General features: G+C 70.6%; 12 protein-coding genes. 8 read left to right on the top strand and 4 right to left on the bottom strand.

Annotated elements, in window-relative coordinates:
* Positions 1-30 precede the first annotated feature (30 nt).
* From leuS to PG2T_RS02485, 8 genes are read left to right on the top strand one after another with little or no spacing between them, the layout of a single operon-like run.
* On the top strand, positions 31-2490 hold the full coding sequence (leuS, locus tag PG2T_RS02520; protein ID WP_068802680.1) for a leucine--tRNA ligase: 2460 nt from the start codon (positions 31-33) through the stop codon (positions 2488-2490).
* Positions 2491-2521: 31 nt separating this feature from the next.
* Positions 2522-3016 (top strand): LPS-assembly lipoprotein LptE, encoded by a 495-nt coding sequence (locus tag PG2T_RS02515; RefSeq protein ID WP_068802679.1) that lies wholly within the window; start codon positions 2522-2524, stop codon positions 3014-3016.
* A 7-nt stretch (positions 3017-3023) separates the two neighbouring features.
* Positions 3024-4034 (top strand): DNA polymerase III subunit delta, encoded by a 1011-nt coding sequence (gene holA, locus PG2T_RS02510; protein WP_068802678.1) that lies wholly within the window; start codon positions 3024-3026, stop codon positions 4032-4034.
* A 20-nt stretch (positions 4035-4054) separates the two neighbouring features.
* On the top strand, positions 4055-5290 hold the full coding sequence (locus PG2T_RS02505; protein WP_068807608.1) for a glutamate-5-semialdehyde dehydrogenase: 1236 nt from the start codon (positions 4055-4057) through the stop codon (positions 5288-5290).
* A 29-nt stretch (positions 5291-5319) separates the two neighbouring features.
* Complete coding sequence (gene nadD, locus PG2T_RS02500) at positions 5320-5964, top strand: nicotinate-nucleotide adenylyltransferase (RefSeq protein WP_068807605.1); 645 nt, start codon at positions 5320-5322, stop codon at positions 5962-5964.
* A gap of 3 nt (positions 5965-5967) precedes the next feature.
* Entirely contained in the window at positions 5968-6336 is a 369-nt protein-coding gene (rsfS, locus tag PG2T_RS02495) for a ribosome silencing factor (RefSeq protein ID WP_068802677.1), read from the top strand.
* Entirely contained in the window at positions 6333-6806 is a 474-nt protein-coding gene (rlmH, locus tag PG2T_RS02490; RefSeq protein WP_068802676.1) for a 23S rRNA (pseudouridine(1915)-N(3))-methyltransferase RlmH, read from the top strand. The genes rsfS and rlmH overlap by 4 nt, the downstream gene beginning before the upstream one ends.
* Positions 6807-6839: 33 nt before the next feature.
* Positions 6840-10577, top strand: coding sequence for a YhdP family protein (locus PG2T_RS02485; RefSeq protein ID WP_068802675.1), 3738 nt, complete (start codon positions 6840-6842; stop codon positions 10575-10577).
* Between the two features lie 61 nt (positions 10578-10638).
* On the opposite strand, the gene PG2T_RS02480 is transcribed toward PG2T_RS02485, so the two are convergent.
* The 4 genes from PG2T_RS02480 to PG2T_RS02465 form a co-directional block, all read right to left on the bottom strand.
* Positions 10639-11760 carry an ABC transporter permease gene (locus tag PG2T_RS02480; protein ID WP_068802674.1) on the bottom strand — a complete coding sequence of 374 codons (1122 nt, stop codon included), beginning with the start codon at positions 11758-11760 and terminating at the stop codon, positions 10639-10641.
* A 3-nt stretch (positions 11761-11763) separates the two neighbouring features.
* The gene (gene rbbA, locus PG2T_RS02475; protein ID WP_068802673.1) at positions 11764-14547 is read right to left on the bottom strand and encodes a ribosome-associated ATPase/putative transporter RbbA; all 2784 of its coding nucleotides are present in this window, start codon (positions 14545-14547) and stop codon (positions 11764-11766) included.
* Positions 14544-15629, bottom strand: a complete 1086-nt coding sequence (locus PG2T_RS02470; RefSeq protein WP_068802672.1) for an HlyD family secretion protein — start codon at positions 15627-15629, stop codon at positions 14544-14546. Before PG2T_RS02470 ends, rbbA begins: the two co-directional genes overlap by 4 nt.
* 310 nt (positions 15630-15939) lie before the next feature.
* A complete protein-coding gene (locus tag PG2T_RS02465; RefSeq protein WP_068802671.1) occupies positions 15940-16647 on the bottom strand; it encodes a class I SAM-dependent methyltransferase in 708 nt (235 codons plus the stop codon).
* Positions 16648-16695: the final 48 nt, after the last annotated feature.

The raw sequence follows: 16695 nt of genomic DNA, 5'->3' as shown, positions 1-16695 counted from the left end.
GTCTTTTTGCCGCCCCTTGCGCAGTCCTTCATGAATCGCCAGTACGACGCCGCCACGGTCGAAGCCCAGGTCCAGGCCTGGTGGCAGGAACACCACGCCTTCGCGGCGGCCGACGACGGCCCGGGCGAGAAGTTCTACTGCCTGTCGATGTTCCCGTACCCGTCGGGCGCGCTGCACATGGGCCACGTGCGCAATTACACGATCGGCGACGTGCTGGCGCGCTTTCAGATGATGCAGGGCCGGCGCGTGCTGCAGCCGATGGGCTGGGACGCGTTTGGCATGCCGGCCGAGAACGCCGCCATCCAGCGCGGCATCGCGCCGTCGCGCTGGACCTACGACAACATCGCCCACATGCGCGCGCAGCTGCAGCGCCTGGGCTTCGCCTACGACTGGCGGCGCGAGATCGCCACCTGCCGGCCCGAGTACTACCGCTGGGAACAGTGGCTGTTCACGCGGCTGCTCAAGAAAGGCCTGGCCTACCGCAGGCTGGCGGCGGTCAACTGGGACCCGGTCGACCAGACGGTATTGGCCAACGAGCAGGTCATCGACGGGCGCGGCTGGCGCTCCGGCGCGCTGGTCGAGCGGCGCGAGATTCCGCAGTGGTTCCTGCGCATCACGGCCTATGCCGACGAGCTGCTGGCGGAGCTGGACGGCCTGGACTGGCCGGAGCCGGTCAAGACCATGCAGCGCAACTGGATCGGCCGCTCGGTGGGCATGGAGCTGAGTTTCGAGGTGCCCGGTTACGGCCCGCTGAAGGTATTCACCACGCGCCCGGACACGCTGTACGGCGCCACCTACATGGCGGTGGCGGCCGAGCATCCGCTGGCGCAGCAGGTGGCAGCCGGCACCCCGGCGCTGGCCGACGCCATCGAGGCGCTCAAACCGCGCGAGACCAGCGAGGCGGCGCTGCAGACCCAGGACAAGCTCGGCGTCGACACGGGCCTGCGCGCCGTGCATCCGCTGACCGGCGAGCCGATGCCGGTGTGGGTGGCCAATTTCGTGCTGATGGACTACGGCGAGGGCGCCATCATGGCGGTGCCCGGCCATGACCAGCGGGACTGGGAGTTCGCCCGCCAGTACCGGCTGCCGATCCGGCCGGTGGTGGCGCCGGCCGGTTTCGACGGCGATCCGGAGAGCCTGGTCGAACACGCCGCGTTCACCGACAAGGGCCTGCTGATCAACTCCGGACCGCACGACGGTCTGGAGTTTCAGGCCGCCTTCGACGCCATCGCCGACCTGGCGCAAGCGCGCGGCATCGGCGCCCGGCGCGTGCAATACCGCCTGCGCGACTGGGGCGTGTCCCGCCAGCGCTACTGGGGCTGCCCGATCCCGGTCATCCACTGCGAGGCCTGCGGACCGGTGCCGGTGCCGGACGCGCAGCTGCCGGTGCGCTTGCCCGAGGACGTCACGGTGGACGGCAGCGGCTCGCCGCTGACGCGCATGCCCGAGTTCTACGAGACCACCTGCCCGGACTGCGGTCGTGCGGCGCGGCGCGAGACCGACACCTTCGACACGTTTTTCGAGTCGTCCTGGTACTTCGCGCGCTTTGCCTGTCCCGATCTGGACACGGCCATGCTGGACCGGCGCGCCGATCACTGGCTGCCGGTGGACCAGTACGTCGGTGGCATCGAGCACGCCATCCTGCACCTGCTGTACGCGCGCTTCTTTACCAAGCTGATGCGCGACGAGGGCCTGATCAGCGCCAGCGAGCCGTTCACGCGCCTGCTCACGCAGGGAATGGTGCTCAAGGACGGCGCCAAGATGTCCAAGTCCAAGGGCAACACGGTCGATCCGCAGGCGCTGATTGATCGCTACGGCGCGGACACGGCGCGGCTGTTCATCATTTTCGCCTCGTCCCCGGACCAGGCGCTGGAGTGGTCCGACGAGGGCGTGGCCGGTGCCAACCGTTTCCTGAAGCGCCTGTGGGCTTTCGCGGCCGATTTTCGCGCCTGGCGGGAGACCGCGCCGGCCGCCGATGCACAGGCGCTGGACGATGCGCAGCGCGCCGCGCGGCGCGAAATCCACACCTGTCTGCAGCAGGCCAGCCACGACTTTCGCAAGAACCAGTTCAACACCGTGGTGTCGGCCGGCATGAAGATGCTGAACGAGCTGTCGCGCCTGCCGGTGCCGCAAGCCGGTGGCGGCTACCTGGCGCTGGTCGAGGAAGGCCTGTCCATTCTGCTGCGTCTGCTGTCGCCGATCGTGCCGCACATCACGCATGGTCTGTGGGATGAGCTGGGTTTCGAAGGCCCGCTGCTGCGCGCGCCCTGGCCGGTGGTCGACCCGGCGGCGCTGCAAGCCGACGAAATCACGCTGGCGGTGCAGGTTTCGGGCAAGCTGCGCGGCACCGTGCGCGTGCCGGCCGGCGCCGATCAGGACGCCGTGCGCGCGGCGGCGCTGGCCGAGCCGAACGTGCAGCGTTTCGTGGGCGAGGCGCCGGTGCGCAAGGTCATTGTGGTGCCGGGCAAGCTGGTCAATATCGTTGTCTGAACTGTCGACTGAACACCGGGTGAACTGATCCATGCGCCGATTTCTCTTTTTTCCGGCCCTGGCCGCACTGTTGCTGATGTCCGGCTGCGGCTTTCACGTGCGCGGCAACTACCAGCTGCCGGCCACGGTGGGGGCGGTGTTCATCGACGTGCCGGGCTACGACTACGACCTGCGCCACCGCCTGCAGCGCACGCTGGCCAGCCGCGGCGTGCGCCTGGTCGAGGACGCCACGGCCGCCGATGCGGTGCTGCAGATCAGCAACCCGAGATTCGACACGCGGGTGCTGTCCGTGGGCACCGACGCCCGCGTGCGCGAGCACGAGCTGCGCTACACCCTGGGTTTCGAGCTGCGAAAGCGGGACGGCAGCTTCCTGGTCGCGCCGCAGACCGTCGAGCTGCTGCGCGATGTCAGCTACGACGAAACCAACGTGCTCGGCAGCCAGAGCGAGCAGAGCGCCGGCCGCCTGGAGCTGCAGGACCAGGCGGTGCAGCAGATCATGCGGCGCCTGGCGGCGCGCCTGGGCTGATTCGGCCGTGCCGCTGAAACCGGAGCAGCTGCCCGCGGCCCTGGCCCGCGGCCTGGCGCCGGTGTACCTGCTGGCGGGCGAGGAGCCCTTGTTGGTGGCCGATGCCGCCACTGCCGTGCGCAGTGCGGCGCGGGCGGCCGGTTATGACGAGCGGGTGGTGCACGAGGTCGAGCGTGGCTTCGACTGGAGCCTGCTGCGCGGCGAGGCGGCCAGCCTGTCGCTGTTCGCGCAGCGGCGCCTGATCGAACTGCGCGTTGGCAGCGGCAAGCTGGCCGAGGACGGTATTGCGGCCTTGTGCGACTACCTCGCCGCGCCGCCGCCGGACGTGCTGCTGCTGCTGACCGGTGACGGTTTCGACAAGCGCACGCGCGACAGCGCCTGGTTCGCGGCCTGCGATCGGGTCGGAGTGGTCATGTATGCCTGGCCGCTGGAGGTCGCCGCGCTGCCGCGCTGGCTGGTGGCCCGGGCGCGTGGGCTGGGCCTGATTCTGGACGAACCGGCGGCCGCACTGCTGGCCGACCTGACCGAAGGCAACCTGCTGGCCGCCGCGCAGGAACTGGACAAGCTGGCCCTGCTGGCGCCGCCGGGCGGTGCGCTGGACCGTGACGGCGTGCTGCAGGCGGTCGGTGACAGCACGCGCTACGCGACGCGGGATCTGGCCGATGCGGTGCTGGCCGGCGACCGCCAGCGCCTGACCCGCGCGCTGGCGCACCTGAAGGACTCCGGCGAGACGCCCATCCTGGCCCTGTGGCAGCTGACGCAGGACCTGCAGCGGCTGATCGACGGCAACAGCTTCGGCCAGCCGCCACGTCGGCGCGAGCTGATCGAGCGCGCCGCCCGCCGCCGCCCGCCGGCCGCCTGGCAGGGCCTGCTGGCGCAGGCGGCGCAGGTCGATCGTGCCAACAAGGGCGTCGGCGGCGGTGTCGAGCCCTGGCAGGCACTGACGGCGCTGGCGCTGCGCATGGCCGGTCCCGCCAGAGCGGCTGGACAATCTCCCGCCCACCCACAGCGGAGCTGACCGTGGAACTCGACGCTTACATGCAGCAGCTTGGCCAGCGCGCCCGCCAGGCCGCGCGACACATGGCCCGCGCCAGCACCGGCGCCAAGAACGCCGCCCTGCTGGCGATTGCCGACGCCCTGCAGCGCAGCGAAGCGGCCTTGCGGGCGGCCAATGACAGGGATCTGGCGGCCGGCCGGGCCGCCGGCCTGGACGAGGCACTGCTCGACCGCCTGCTGCTGGACGCGCGGGGCATCGCCGGCATGGCCGACGGGCTGCGGCAGATCGCGGCGCTGCCGGATCCGGTCGGCGCCGTCGACGAGCTGCGCGCCCGGCCGTCCGGCATCCGCGTCGGGCGCATGCGCGTGCCGCTGGGCGTGGTCGGCATCATTTACGAATCGCGCCCCAACGTCACTGCCGATGCTGCCGGACTGTGCCTGAAATCCGGCAATGCCTGCATCCTGCGCGGCGGCTCGGAGGCGCTGCACTCGAACCTGGCCATCGCCGCCTGCATTGCTGCCGGCCTTGAAGCCGCCGGCCTGCCGGCCACGGCCGTGCAGGTGCTTGAAATCACCGATCGCGCCGCTGTCGGGCTGCTGGCCGGCCTGGCCGAGTACGTGGACATCATCGTGCCGCGCGGCGGCAAGGGGCTGATCCAGGCCGTCATGCAGCAGGCGCGGGTGCCGGTCCTGAAGCACCTGGATGGCGTGTGCCATGTCTACATCGACGACGGCGCCGACCCGGACATGGCCCGGCGCATCGTGCTGAACGCCAAGACCCACCGCTATGGCGTGTGCAACGCACTGGAGACGCTGTTGGTGGCGGCCGGCGAGGCGGCCGTGTTGCCGGCCATCGCCGCCGACATGGCGGAAAAAGGCGTCGAGCTGCGCGGCTGCGAGCGCGCCCGTGCCCAGGTGCCGGGCATGACGCCGGCCAGCGAGGCCGACTGGTACGCCGAGTACCTGGCGCCGATCCTGGCCGTGCGCGTGGTGGACGGCCTGGACAAGGCCATGGAGCACATCGCCCGCTACGGCTCGGCGCACACCGAAGCGATCATCACCCGCGACCTTGGGCGCGCCGACCGCTTCCTGCGCGAGGTCGATTCGGCCTCGGTGATGGTCAACGCCTCGACCCGCTTCGCCGACGGCTTCGAGTACGGCCTGGGCGCCGAGATCGGCATCAGCACCGACAAGCTGCACGCCCGCGGGCCGGTCGGGCTGGAAGGGCTGACCAGCCAGAAGTGGGTGGTGCTGGGCAACGGCGAGGTACGCACCTGACGGCCGCCGCCGTGCGCGGGCGCCGCCGCTTGCGACCGGTCGGCATCCTGGGCGGCACCTTCGACCCGGTGCACGTCGGCCATCTGCGGGCGGCGATCGAAATCCGCGATGCGCTGGATCTGGCGCAGGTACGCCTGGTGCCGGCCCACGTGCCGCCACACCGCCCGCAACCGGCGGCAAGCGCCGCCCAGCGCCTGGCCATGCTGCGCCTGGCGGTGCGCGGCGTGGCCGGCCTTACCGTGGATGATCGGGAACTCGAGCGTGCCGGGCCGTCCTATACGGTCGATACGCTGACCGGCCTGCGGGCGCAGCTTGGCCGGCGGCCGCTGTGCCTGCTGGTCGGCGAAGACGCCTTTGTGGGGCTCACCACCTGGCACCGCTGGCAGGAGCTGTTCGAACTGGCCCACCTGGTGGTCATGCAGCGTCCGCCGGTGGCCGCGCCGATCCAGGAATTGCCGCCCGCGCTCGCCCGGGCCGTGGCCGGCCGCTGGGCCGACAGCGCGCAGGCGCTGGCCGCGTCGCCGGCGGGTCTGGTGTGGCGTCAGGCACTGCCGCCGCTGGACATTTCCGCCACCCGCGTGCGGGCCGCGCTGCGCGCCGGGCGCAGCGTGCGCTTTCTCGTGACCGACAGTTGCCTGCGGTACATTCGCCGCCATCACCTCTATACCGACTGAAACATGCCGCAAGACTTGGCCGGCCTGCAGGCCGTGGTGCTCAGCGCACTCGAAGAACTCAAAGCCGTCGACGTGACGGTGCTCGACGTCAGCCAGCTGACCAGTCTCACCTCCGTCATGGTGGTTGCCAGCGGCACCTCGAGCCGCCATGTGCGGGCCCTGGCCGAATCCGCCCGCGACGCCGCCAAGGCCGCCGGTTACCCGGTGCTGGGCATGGAAGGCGACAGCGGCGCCGAATGGGTGCTGGTGGACCTGGTCGACCTGGTGCTGCACGTGATGCTGCCGCAGACGCGCGCCCTGTACCGCCTCGAAGACCTGTGGTCGGCGCGGCCGGGTCGGCCCAAGGCAGAGCAGGCCGGCGACGGCGCGTGAGCCAGGTGCTGATTCTGGCGGTCGGCCACCGACCGCCGGCCTGGGTCAGCGCCGCCTGTGGCGATTATCTGAGCCGTTTCGGGCGACGCCTGAAGGTGGAGCTGAAGGAAATCCCGCCGGCCCGGCGCAGCGCAGGTGGCCTCGCCGCCGCACTGGCGCAGGAAGACGCCCGCCTGCTGGCGGCGTTGCCGGACAGTGCCTGGCCGGTGCTGCTCGACTCGCGGGGTGAGCAATACGATTCCGAAGCCCTGGCCGATGCCTTTTCCGGTTGGCTGGAGCACGGCGGGCCGCTGGCGCTGCTGATCGGCGGCGCCGACGGTTTTGGTCCGGGCGTACGCGCTCGCGCCCGGGCCAGCTGGTCGCTGTCGCGGCTGACCTTTCCGCACATGCTGGCGCGGGTGCTGGTGGCCGAGCAGCTGTACCGCGCCTGGAGCCTGCTGCACAAGCTGCCGTATCACCGGGAGCACTGAGCCGGTGCCTGCCCGATCCACTGCACCGCGGCCATGCGCGTTCTGATCGGCCGTCTGTACCGGCTATTGGCGTGGACTGCGTTCGTGCTGCTGGTACTCACGGCCACGGGCCTGAGCGCACTGCGCGTGCTGCTGCCGCAGCTGGACCAGCGACCGGAGCAGGTGGCGGCCGTGGTCAGCCAGGCGCTCGGATACCCGGTGCAGTTCTCCGGCCTGAGCGCCGGCCTGCGCGGCAACACGCCGGAAATTTCCCTGCGCGACGCCAGCGTCCTTGGCAGCGACGGCAGCGTGACGCGGGTGGCGGCGCTGAGCCTGCGCTTCGACTGGCTGGCCTCGCTGCGCGCCTGGGCGCCGCGCTTGGCCGCGTTGCAGATCGAAGGCTTGCACCTTGCCGTGGTGCGCCTGCCGGACGGGCACTGGCAGGTCGGCGGCATGCAGGTAGGCGAGGGCGGCGACGACGGGCTGTCGTCCTGGCTGCTGGCCCAGCCGCAGGTGCGCCTGCGAGCAGCCGTGATCGATGTCACCGACCTCACGCAGGCCGGCCGCATGCTGCGTCTGGAGCCGGCCGACGTGACCGTGCAGCGACGCGGCGCGCGGCACTGGCTGGACCTGCGCGTCGGCGTGGGCGGGGCGGCCAGCGGCAGTTTCAGGCTGCGGGCCGAGATGGGCGGTCTTGCGGGTGAGCTTGCCGCTACCGACGGACGGGCCTACGTGACCGCACGGGAGGTGGTCGGCGCCGGTGTGCCGCTGGGGCCGTTCCTGTTCGGCGGCGAGCTCGACGGCGAACTGTGGCTGCGCTGGAAGGAAGGCCGGATCACGCGCCTGCACGGCGCGGTTGATGGGCGGGGCGAGTTGCAGCGGGCCGATGCGCAAACCGGTCTGGTTCTGGATGCGCTGCACCTGTCGGGCGTGATGCAGCGCACGGCCGACGGCTGGATGGCCGGCCTGGACAGCCTGCGGGCCGAGTCTGGCGAGCGTCTGTGGCGTCTGGATCGCGCCTTGCTTCAGCGCAGTGGCGACACGCTGGCCCTGACCGGCGGCCTGATCGACCTGCCCCGATTCGGTCCCGTTGCGGCATTGCTGGCGTCACCACAAAACGCGCTGGCAACGCGCCTCGCAGGCGCTGATCCGACCCTGCGCGGTCGTGATCTGCGGCTCGTCGCGGGCCTGGCCGGCACTACCCCAAGACCGCTGCGGCTGGCTGTCCAGGTGGACGACCTGGCCTGGCAGCCGGACGGTGCCTTGCCGGGCCTGGCCGGCGCCGCCGGCGAGCTGCGCCTGACCGAGGCGGCGGCCAGCTTCACCCTGGCCGGTGCGCCGCACTTGACCCTGGATGCGCCCCGCGCCTATGCCGAGCCCCTGCAACTGGACGCCGCGCAGGGCGAGCTGACCGCGCAGTGGTCGCCGGCCGGGATCGATACCCAGCTGACCGGTTTTTCCGGTCGCCGCGGAAACATCGAGCTTGCAGCGCGCGGCCGGCTGAGCCTGCCGGCCGGTGGCGAGCCCGACCTGTTCATTCAGGCCGGCACGCCGCTGGCGCCCGCGGCCGAGTTCTTCGCCCTGCTGCCGGATCGCGGACTGTCGCCGAAGTTCATCGACTGGGGCAGGAAGGCCATCCAGGCCGGCACGCTCAGCGACGTGCAGGCACTGCTGCGGGGCGATCCGCGACGCTTTCCGTTCCGCGACGGGCAGGGCCAGTTCCTGGGCACGGCGCGCTTTGTCGACGTCGGGCTCGACTATCAACCCGGCGCGGGCTGGCCGGCGGTGAGCGCGGGGCGCGGCCAGTTCGGGCTGCGGGGACCGGAGTTTTTCCTGAGCCTGGACGAGGGCCGGCTGCTCGACAGCCGGGCCAGCGCCGTGCAGGTGCGCATTCCGGACGTGGCGCTGCCGAGCAAGCGGCTGTTGCTGGATGGCGTCGTCGACGGTCCGGCGCAGGATGTGCTCCGTTTCGTGCAGCAGTCGCCGCTGGCAAGCCGCTTCGGCGGTCGGGTCGAGCGCCTGGCCTTCGACGGCACGGCGCAGACGAAGGTCAAGCTCGACCTGGTCTTCACCGGTCCGGTCAAGTCGACACAGGTGTCCGGCAGTACGCAGCTGGCCGGAAATGCGTTGACCATCGCCGGCAGCGGACTGACCGTGCAGGAGCTGCGCGGAGCGGTGCAGTTCGATCAGGGCGGCCTGAGCGCAAAGGCGGTCCAGGCCCGGCTGTTCGGCGGGCCGGTGGTGTTCGACCTGGCCAGCGCGCTGGGCAGCCGGCTGCGGGTCGAGCCGCGCGGCCAGGCCGACGCGGCGCAAATCACCCGCTACCTGCGCCTGCCCTGGCCAGAGCTGTTCGCCGGTGCCGTGCCGTGGCAGGGCGGAGTCGATATCAGCGGCGACGGCAAGCTGGATCTTGACCTGAACCTGGATCTGGCCAAGGCCACCGGCGAGCTGCCGGCGCCGCTGGACGTGCTGCGCAGCCAGCCCCTGCACGTGCGCGCGCAGTGTGCCTGCGCGGCGCCGACCCGCGCCTGGGACGTGACGCTGAGCGCGCAGCCGCTGACCGCGCGGCTCGATCTGGCGCCCGTGGCAGGCGGCGGCACGGCGCTGCGCCGTGGCGATCTGGCGATCGGCGTCGAAACGCGCCTGCCGCCGGCCGGCTTCAACGTGCACGGGCGCCTCGCGCAGCTGCCACTGGGGCCCTGGTTGGCGTGGCTGGGCCGGCATTTCGGCGGCGCGGCCGGTGGCGCCTGGCCGGCGCCGCGGGTGGATGTGTATGCCGACCGGCTCGATTACCTCGGCCAGTCCTTCGCCGGCGTGCGCCTGCAGGTGCTGCGCAGCGAGGGCTGGGACATCGATCTGGATGCCGCCGACGTGGCCGGCAAGGTGAGCGTGCGCGGCACCGGCCAGGCGCAAACGGTCGGGCTGGACCTGGCCCGGCTGTTCATGAAGCGCCAGGACGGTGCCGGCAGCGGTGACAGCGCCGGCGTGGATCCGGCCAGCGCGCCGGCGCTGCGCGGCCGGATCGGCGCCCTGCGCTACGGCGGCGAGGACTTCGGTGCGCTCGAGTTCAGCAGCCAGCGCCTCGCCGACGGGCTCGATTTCGACCGCCTGGACCTGCGTGGCGAGTACGGCGCCATCGGCGGCCGCGGCAGCTGGACGGGCACCGCTCAGCGGGCCGAGAGTCGCCTGGACGCGACGGCGGATTTCAAGGACTTCGGGGCATTTCTGGCGCGCTTCGGGGTGGCCAACCTGGTGCGGGGTGGCCGCGGCAAGGTGCAGGCGCAGGTGTCCTGGCCGGGCAGTCCGGGCGCGTTCGGCTTTGCCGTTCTGAGCGGCCAGGTCAGCGGGCAGTTGCGCAATGGCACGCTGCCGGACGTCGAGCCCGGTGTCGGGCGCCTGTTCGGCATCCTGAGCCTGGACAGCGTCATGCGCCGCCTGACGCTGGATTTCCGGGACGTGTTCGGGCGCGGCTTTGCCATCGACCGCATGGACGGCGAGCTGCAGCTGGCGGCCGGCGATGCGCAACTGAAGAACCTGCGCGTGCGCGGCCCGGCGGCGCACCTGACGCTCAACGGCCACACCAACCTGGTCGACCGCAGTCTGGACGTGCAGGTGCTGGTGGTGCCGCAGGTCACCTCCAGCCTGCCGCTGGCCGGCGCCATCGCCGCGCCCGGGGTGGGTGCGGCCATTTATCTGGGGCAGAAGATCTTCGAGGGCGCGATCGACAAGGCCACCGAACAGCACTACCGGGTCACCGGCACCTGGGCCGAGCCGAAGATCGACAAGCGTTGAGTGAAGCGCATCCGGCTCGCCGCAGGATTCAGGAACCGAAAAATCCCGAGGATGCGGTTTCTCAGGCCATGGTGGCGAGACTGCGCCGGAAGCGCGCCAGCGCCAGGGCGAACAGCACCGAGCCGATGGCGGCGATGGCCAGGAACTGCGGCCAAACGGCGGTGAAGCCCGCGCCGCGGTACAGGATCGCCTGGGCCAGCATCACGAAATGCGTGTTGGGCGCGGCGAGCATGATGTACTGGACAGCCTCCGGCATGCTCTCGCGCGGCGTCGAGCCACCGGACAGCATCTGCAGCGGCAGCAGCACCAGCATGAGCAGCAGGGCGAACTGCGGCATGGAGCGGGCGACGGTGCCAAGGAAGATGCCCATCGAGGTGGTCGCGAACAGATGCAGCGCCGCCCCGGCCAGGAACAGCGCGAGCGAGCCCTGGATCGGCACCGACAGCCAGCCCTGCACGACGGCGGTGAGCGCGAAGGCGGTGGCGGCAAGCACGACCAGCCCCATCGCCCACACCTTGCTGGTCATGATCTCCAACGGCGTGACCGGCATGACCAGCAGATGCTCGATCGTGCCGTGCTCGCGCTCGCGGATCAGCGCGGCGCCGGTGAGGACGATGGACAGCATGGTCACGTTGTTGATGACCTGCATGATGGCACCGAACCACGACTTGTCGAGCTGGGGATTGAAGCGCACCCGCAGCGCCAGATCGACCGGCAGCTCGGGCACCTCGCGGTAGCGCTGCGCGAAGCTGCGCACCTCGTCGGTGACGATAGCCTGGATATAGCCGCTGCCGGTGAAGGCCTGGCTCATGCGCGTGGCATCGACGTTGAGCTGGATCGTGGGCCGCCGCCCCGCCAGCAGATCGCGCTGGAAGTTGGGCGGGATGTCGAGGGCGAAGGTGTCGAGGCCGGCATCCATGCGGGCATCCATCTGGGCCTGGTCGATCATCTCGGGGGGAACAAAGTACGGCGGGTAAAAGGCGCTGACGATGCGCCATGACAGCGGCGAGCGATCCTCGTTCACCACCGCGATCGGCGCCTTGTTGAGGGTCTCCGGCATGGCCGTGGCCGCCGTGTAGACCGAAAGAGTGAAGGCGTAGACGATCAGCACCAGCATGATCGGGTCGCGTACCAGGCTGCGCAGTTCCTTGACACCGAGATGGAGAATATTGGCCGGGCGCATGGACTAGCGCTCCTGCTTCTTGAGCAGGGCCGCGGACAGCCCGATCAGGATCGGCACCGCCAGCGCCAGCGGCACAAAGGCGGCATGCAGGTCGGAGAAGTTGAGGGCCTTCGAGAAGGTGCCGCGCGCGATCGTCAGGAAATGCGTGGTCGGATAGATTTCGCCGATCAGTCGGCCCATCCCTTCGAGGGACGAGACCGGGTCGATCATGCCGGAGAAGCTCGCCGCCGGCAGGATGCTGAGCACGGCCGTGCCGAAGATCGCCGCGATCTGGCTGCGCATGAAGGTGGAAATCAGCAGCCCCAAGGCCGTGGCGGCACCGACATAGAGCAGCGCGCCCGCCGCCAGCGTCAGGAAGCTGCCCTTCAGCGGCACGCCGAAGACGGTCACCGCCAGCAGCGTGAGCAGCAGGAAGCTCAGGAAGGACAGGATCACGTACGGGAGCTGCTTGCCGAGCAGGAATTCGAGCCGCGTGGTCGGCGTGACATAGAAGTTGGTGATCGAGCCGAGCTCCTTCTCGCGCACCACGCTGAGCGCCGCGAGCATGGCCGGGATCAGCATGAGCAGCAGCGGGATCACCGCCGGCACCATCGCCACCAGGCTCTTGACGTCCGGGTTGTAGCGGAACCGGGTCTCGATATTCACGAGCCCGGCCAAAGCCTCGCCGTGGCCGGCCTCGCGCGCCCTGGTTGCCAGCCAGTGGGCATGAATCCCCTGCACATAGCCGCGCACGGTCTCGCCCCGCGTCGGCATGGCGCCGTCGATCCAGGCACCGATCTCGACCCGCCGGCCGCGGGCGATGTCGCGCGCGAAGCCCGGCGGGATCTCGATCGCCAGACTGATGTCGCCTTCGCGCATGCGCCGGTCCAGATCGGCATAACCGGTAATCGGCGCCCGCTCGACGAAGTAGCGGGAGCCGGCGAGGTTCAGCGTGTAGTCGCGGCTGACGGTGGTCTGGTCGCGATCCAGCACCGCGAAGGTCAGATCCTCGACATCGAGGCTGATCCCATAGCCCATCACGAACATCAGGATGACGCTGCCGAGCAGCGCCAGCGTCAGCCGGATGGGATCGCGGCGCAGTTCCAGCCCTTCGCGCCGGGCATGGCTGAGCATGCGGCGGGGGTCGAACAGGCGCCGCCAGCCCTGTGGTTCGACATGGCCTGCCGATGCGTCAATCGAATCGAGCGAAGTGCTTGTGTTCGCCTGGTGCGCCTCGCCCGTGTCCTGCGCTGCGGCATCTTCCAGATAGGCGACAAAGGCGTCCTCCAGGCTGCCCACACCGCGCTTGCCTGCCAGGGCCGCGGGCACGTCGGTGACCAGCACCCGGCCGGCGTGCATCAGCGAGATGCGGTCGCAGCGCTCGGCTTCGTTCATGAAGTGGGTGGAGATGAAGATGGTCACCCCGTCGCGGCGCGACAGCTCGACCAGCATGCGCCAGAAGGCGTCGCGCGCCACCGGGTCGACTCCCGAGGTGGGCTCGTCGAGGATCAGCATCTCGGGCTTGTGGATCATGGCCACCGCCAGCGACAGGCGCTGGCGGATGCCCAGCGGCAGCTTGTCCGGCAGGGTGTCGATCACCGCGGCCAGATCGAATCGCTCGACCATTTCGTCCACGCGCCCTGCAATCTGGGCAGCGGGCACGTGGAACAGCCGGGCATGCAGCTCCAGGTTCTGCCGCACCGTCAGCTCGGTGTAGAGCGAGAAGAACTGCGACATGTAGCCGACGCGGCGGCGGGTCGCCAGGTCGTGCGGGTCCACCTCGTGTCCGAACAGCCAGGCCCGGCCTTCACTCGGCGGCAGCAGGCCGGTCAGCATCTTCATGGTCGTGGTCTTGCCACAGCCGTTGGAGCCGAGAAAACCGAAGATCTCGCCCCGTGGGACACGCAGGTTCACCCGGTCGACCGCGGTGAACTCGCCAAAGCGCATGGTCAGGTCTTCGGCCTCGATCGCGGTATCGCCATCGTCTTGCGGCCGCGGCGGAATCTCGACCGCCCGATGATCCCGGCGCTTGTCTTCCGGCAGCAGCCGGATGAAGGCCGCCTCCAGCGAATCCGTCCCCGTGCTCTGCAGCAGGCCCTGGGGCGTGTCGCTGGCCAGCACCCGCCCATCGTCCATCGCCGCCAGCCAGTCGAAGCGTGCCGCCTCCTCCATGTAGGCCGTGGCCACCAGCACGCTCATGCCGGGCCGGGAACGACGGATGCCGGCGATCAGCTCCCAGAACTGGCGCCGTGACAGGGGATCGACGCCGGTGGTCGGCTCGTCGAGGATGAGCAGGTCCGGATCGTGGATCAGCGCGCAGCACAGGCCGAGCTTCTGCTTCATGCCGCCGGACAGCTTGCCTGCCGGGCGAGCGAGAAACGGATTGAGCCCGGTGGCCTGTGTCAGCATCTCGATGCGGCGCGCCCGTTCGCCGCCGTCATGCCCGAACAGGCGGCCGAAGAAGTCGAGGTTCTCGAACACCGAGAGCGTCGGATACAGGTTCCGCCCCAGGCCCTGCGGCATGTAGGCGATACGCGGGCCGACTCTGCGGCGATGGCGCGCATCGGCCATATCGCCGCCGAGCACGTCCACCTGTCCCGTCTGGACGGCGCGGGCGCCGGAGACCAGCGCCAGCAGACTCGACTTGCCGACGCCGTCCGGGCCGATCAGGCCGACCATGCAACCGCCCGGCAGATCGAGCGTCACATCGGCCAGCGCCTCGGTCTTGCCGTAGCGCAGGCCAACGCCGCTCAGGCGGGCCACCCGGTCGCCGCCCGGCGGCGCGGTGGCGGGGCGCGCGGCGGTCACGGCGGCAGCGTGATCGCCAGGTGCTCAGGCCAGGCGGCGTTGCGATCGACGCGCACGTAGGCGACGCCCGGCAGGCCGGTCTTGACCTGCCTGAGGTGTTTTTGCAGCAGCTCGGGGTCGATGTTGGCCTTGACGCGGAACATCAGTTTTTGCCGCTCCTCGGCGGTTTCGACCGTCTTGGGCGTGAACTGCGCCACGTCGGCGACGAACGACACCCGCGCCGGCACCACGTACTGCGGCGCGGCATCCAGCACCAGGCGCGCCTCGTCGCCCAGCGCCACCCGGCCGGCCTGCGCCGTGGGCAGGAAAAAGCTCATGTACACCTCGCCCAGGTCGACCAGGTTCAGCACCACGCCGCCGGCCGGCAGCACCTCGCCGGGTTCGGCCACGCGGTACTGCACGCGCCCATCGCGGGGCGAGCGCAGCACGCTGTCGTCGATGTCGGCCTGGATGCGGTCGATGGTGGCGCGAGCCGCATCCACCGCCGCGCCGGCGTCGATCACCTGCGCGCGGCTGTTGACGAGGGCCGCATCGGCGGCCGCCACCTGCGCGCGCGCCGCCGCCACCGCCGCCGCCGCCGCCTCGAACCGTGCCTGCTGGTCGTCGAGCTCCTGCTCGGAGATGGCGAGACGCGCGCTGAGTTCGCGCGAGCGGGCGAGGTGCTTTTGCGCCGCCACGCGTTCGGCTTCGTTTTGCGCCACCCGCGCCTCGGCAGCGCGTTTTTCGGCCTCGCGCTGGTGCACCAGGCTCTCGGCGGTGGCGACGCCGCTGCGCGCCCGCTCGAGCTGCGCCTGGGCCTCGGCGCGCTGGGCTTCGAGCACGGCCGTGTCCATGCGCGCCAGCTCCGCTCCGGCGCTGACGAAGTCGCCCTCGTGGGCCAGGATTTCCTTGATCCGCCCCGGAATCTTGGCGGCGACGTCGATTTCGATCGCCTCGATGCGGCCATTGCCGCTGGCGGTGCCGTTGTGCGCGCGGTCGCGCTCGAGTACGTACCGCCAGCCTGCGTACGCCAGCACGGCGGCGATGGCCACGGCGGCAAGCACGCCGGCGTTGCGCCGCCGCCGGCGGTTTTCGTTGTTCACGCTGTCTCCTGTGACTGGGTTTACGGCCGGTGTGGGCTGCCGAGGCGCGCAGGTTCCGCCGCGTTCCATTGGTGTCGAACCGCGCCCGGCTATAGTTTGGCAGCAGATCGGGGAGTGCGATGCTTTCGATCAAGTCGGCGCCCCCCCAACACGTGATCGAGACAGGGCATGCGCGCCCTGGCTCGCTGCGCCTGGTCACGGTAATTGCCGCCACCGGCAGCATCAAGCAAGCACGTGTGGTGCCGGATCATCGATCGCGGCGATCGCCGCGGCAGGTCAACCCGCCTCCGCAGCAGGCCGGCCCCCCGAATTACGGGCGGGTTGGCAAAGACCCCGGCCGCCGCCCGGTGAGGATCACCGACGCCGGCCGACCCGTGAGCGGGTGTACAGGTTCGTCCAGCGCGATCAGCGGCAAGCCATGATCGGCGAACAGCCGTACCCAGCTTTCCAGGGTGCGGAAGTACCACGGCGCCGGGTCCGCAAAGCCCGGGCCGCAGCCGGCCCAGGAACCCTCGCGCCAGCCGTTGCGGTAGGGCAGGCCGTGGTCGCCGGTGTGCGGGTGCAGGGTCTGCACCACCAGCGTGCCGCCGGGGCGCAGCAGCGTCGGCGCGGCGCGAAACAGTGCCTCGGTCGAGCCCCGACCGAGCAGGGCGAAGTTGCACACCACGGTGTCGAAGCTCTGCCCGATGATGCCGGCCGCCAGGTCGTCGTACGACGCGACCGTGAATTCACACCCGCCGCTCGCTTGGGCCACGTCGATCAGGCCTTGCTCCGCGTCCACGCCCAGCACCGCCAGACCGAGTGCCGTCAGGCGGCGCGAGAGCCAGCCCTCGCCGCAACCGGCATCGAGTACGCGTTTGGGCTGTTGGCGCATGACCGCCTCCACGATGGCCTGATCGGTCACCAGCCGGCGGCTGTCGATGCGCTGCTGGCGCACGGCGGCAGTCCACGGCGCGGCGTTGCCTTGCCAGGCGCTGCGGATGGCCGCCTCGTGCCGATCCTCGGGGGAATGTTCCATGCGTGTGTCCTCGCCTGGCCGTGGCGGGTCGCTTTTCTCGACGCCCAT

This window comes from Immundisolibacter cernigliae, from assembly GCF_001697225.1.
Lineage (GTDB): Bacteria > Pseudomonadota > Gammaproteobacteria > Immundisolibacterales > Immundisolibacteraceae > Immundisolibacter > Immundisolibacter cernigliae.
The sequence above is the reverse complement of the archived record's forward strand: the minus strand, read 5'-3'. Positions and strand labels throughout refer to the sequence as shown.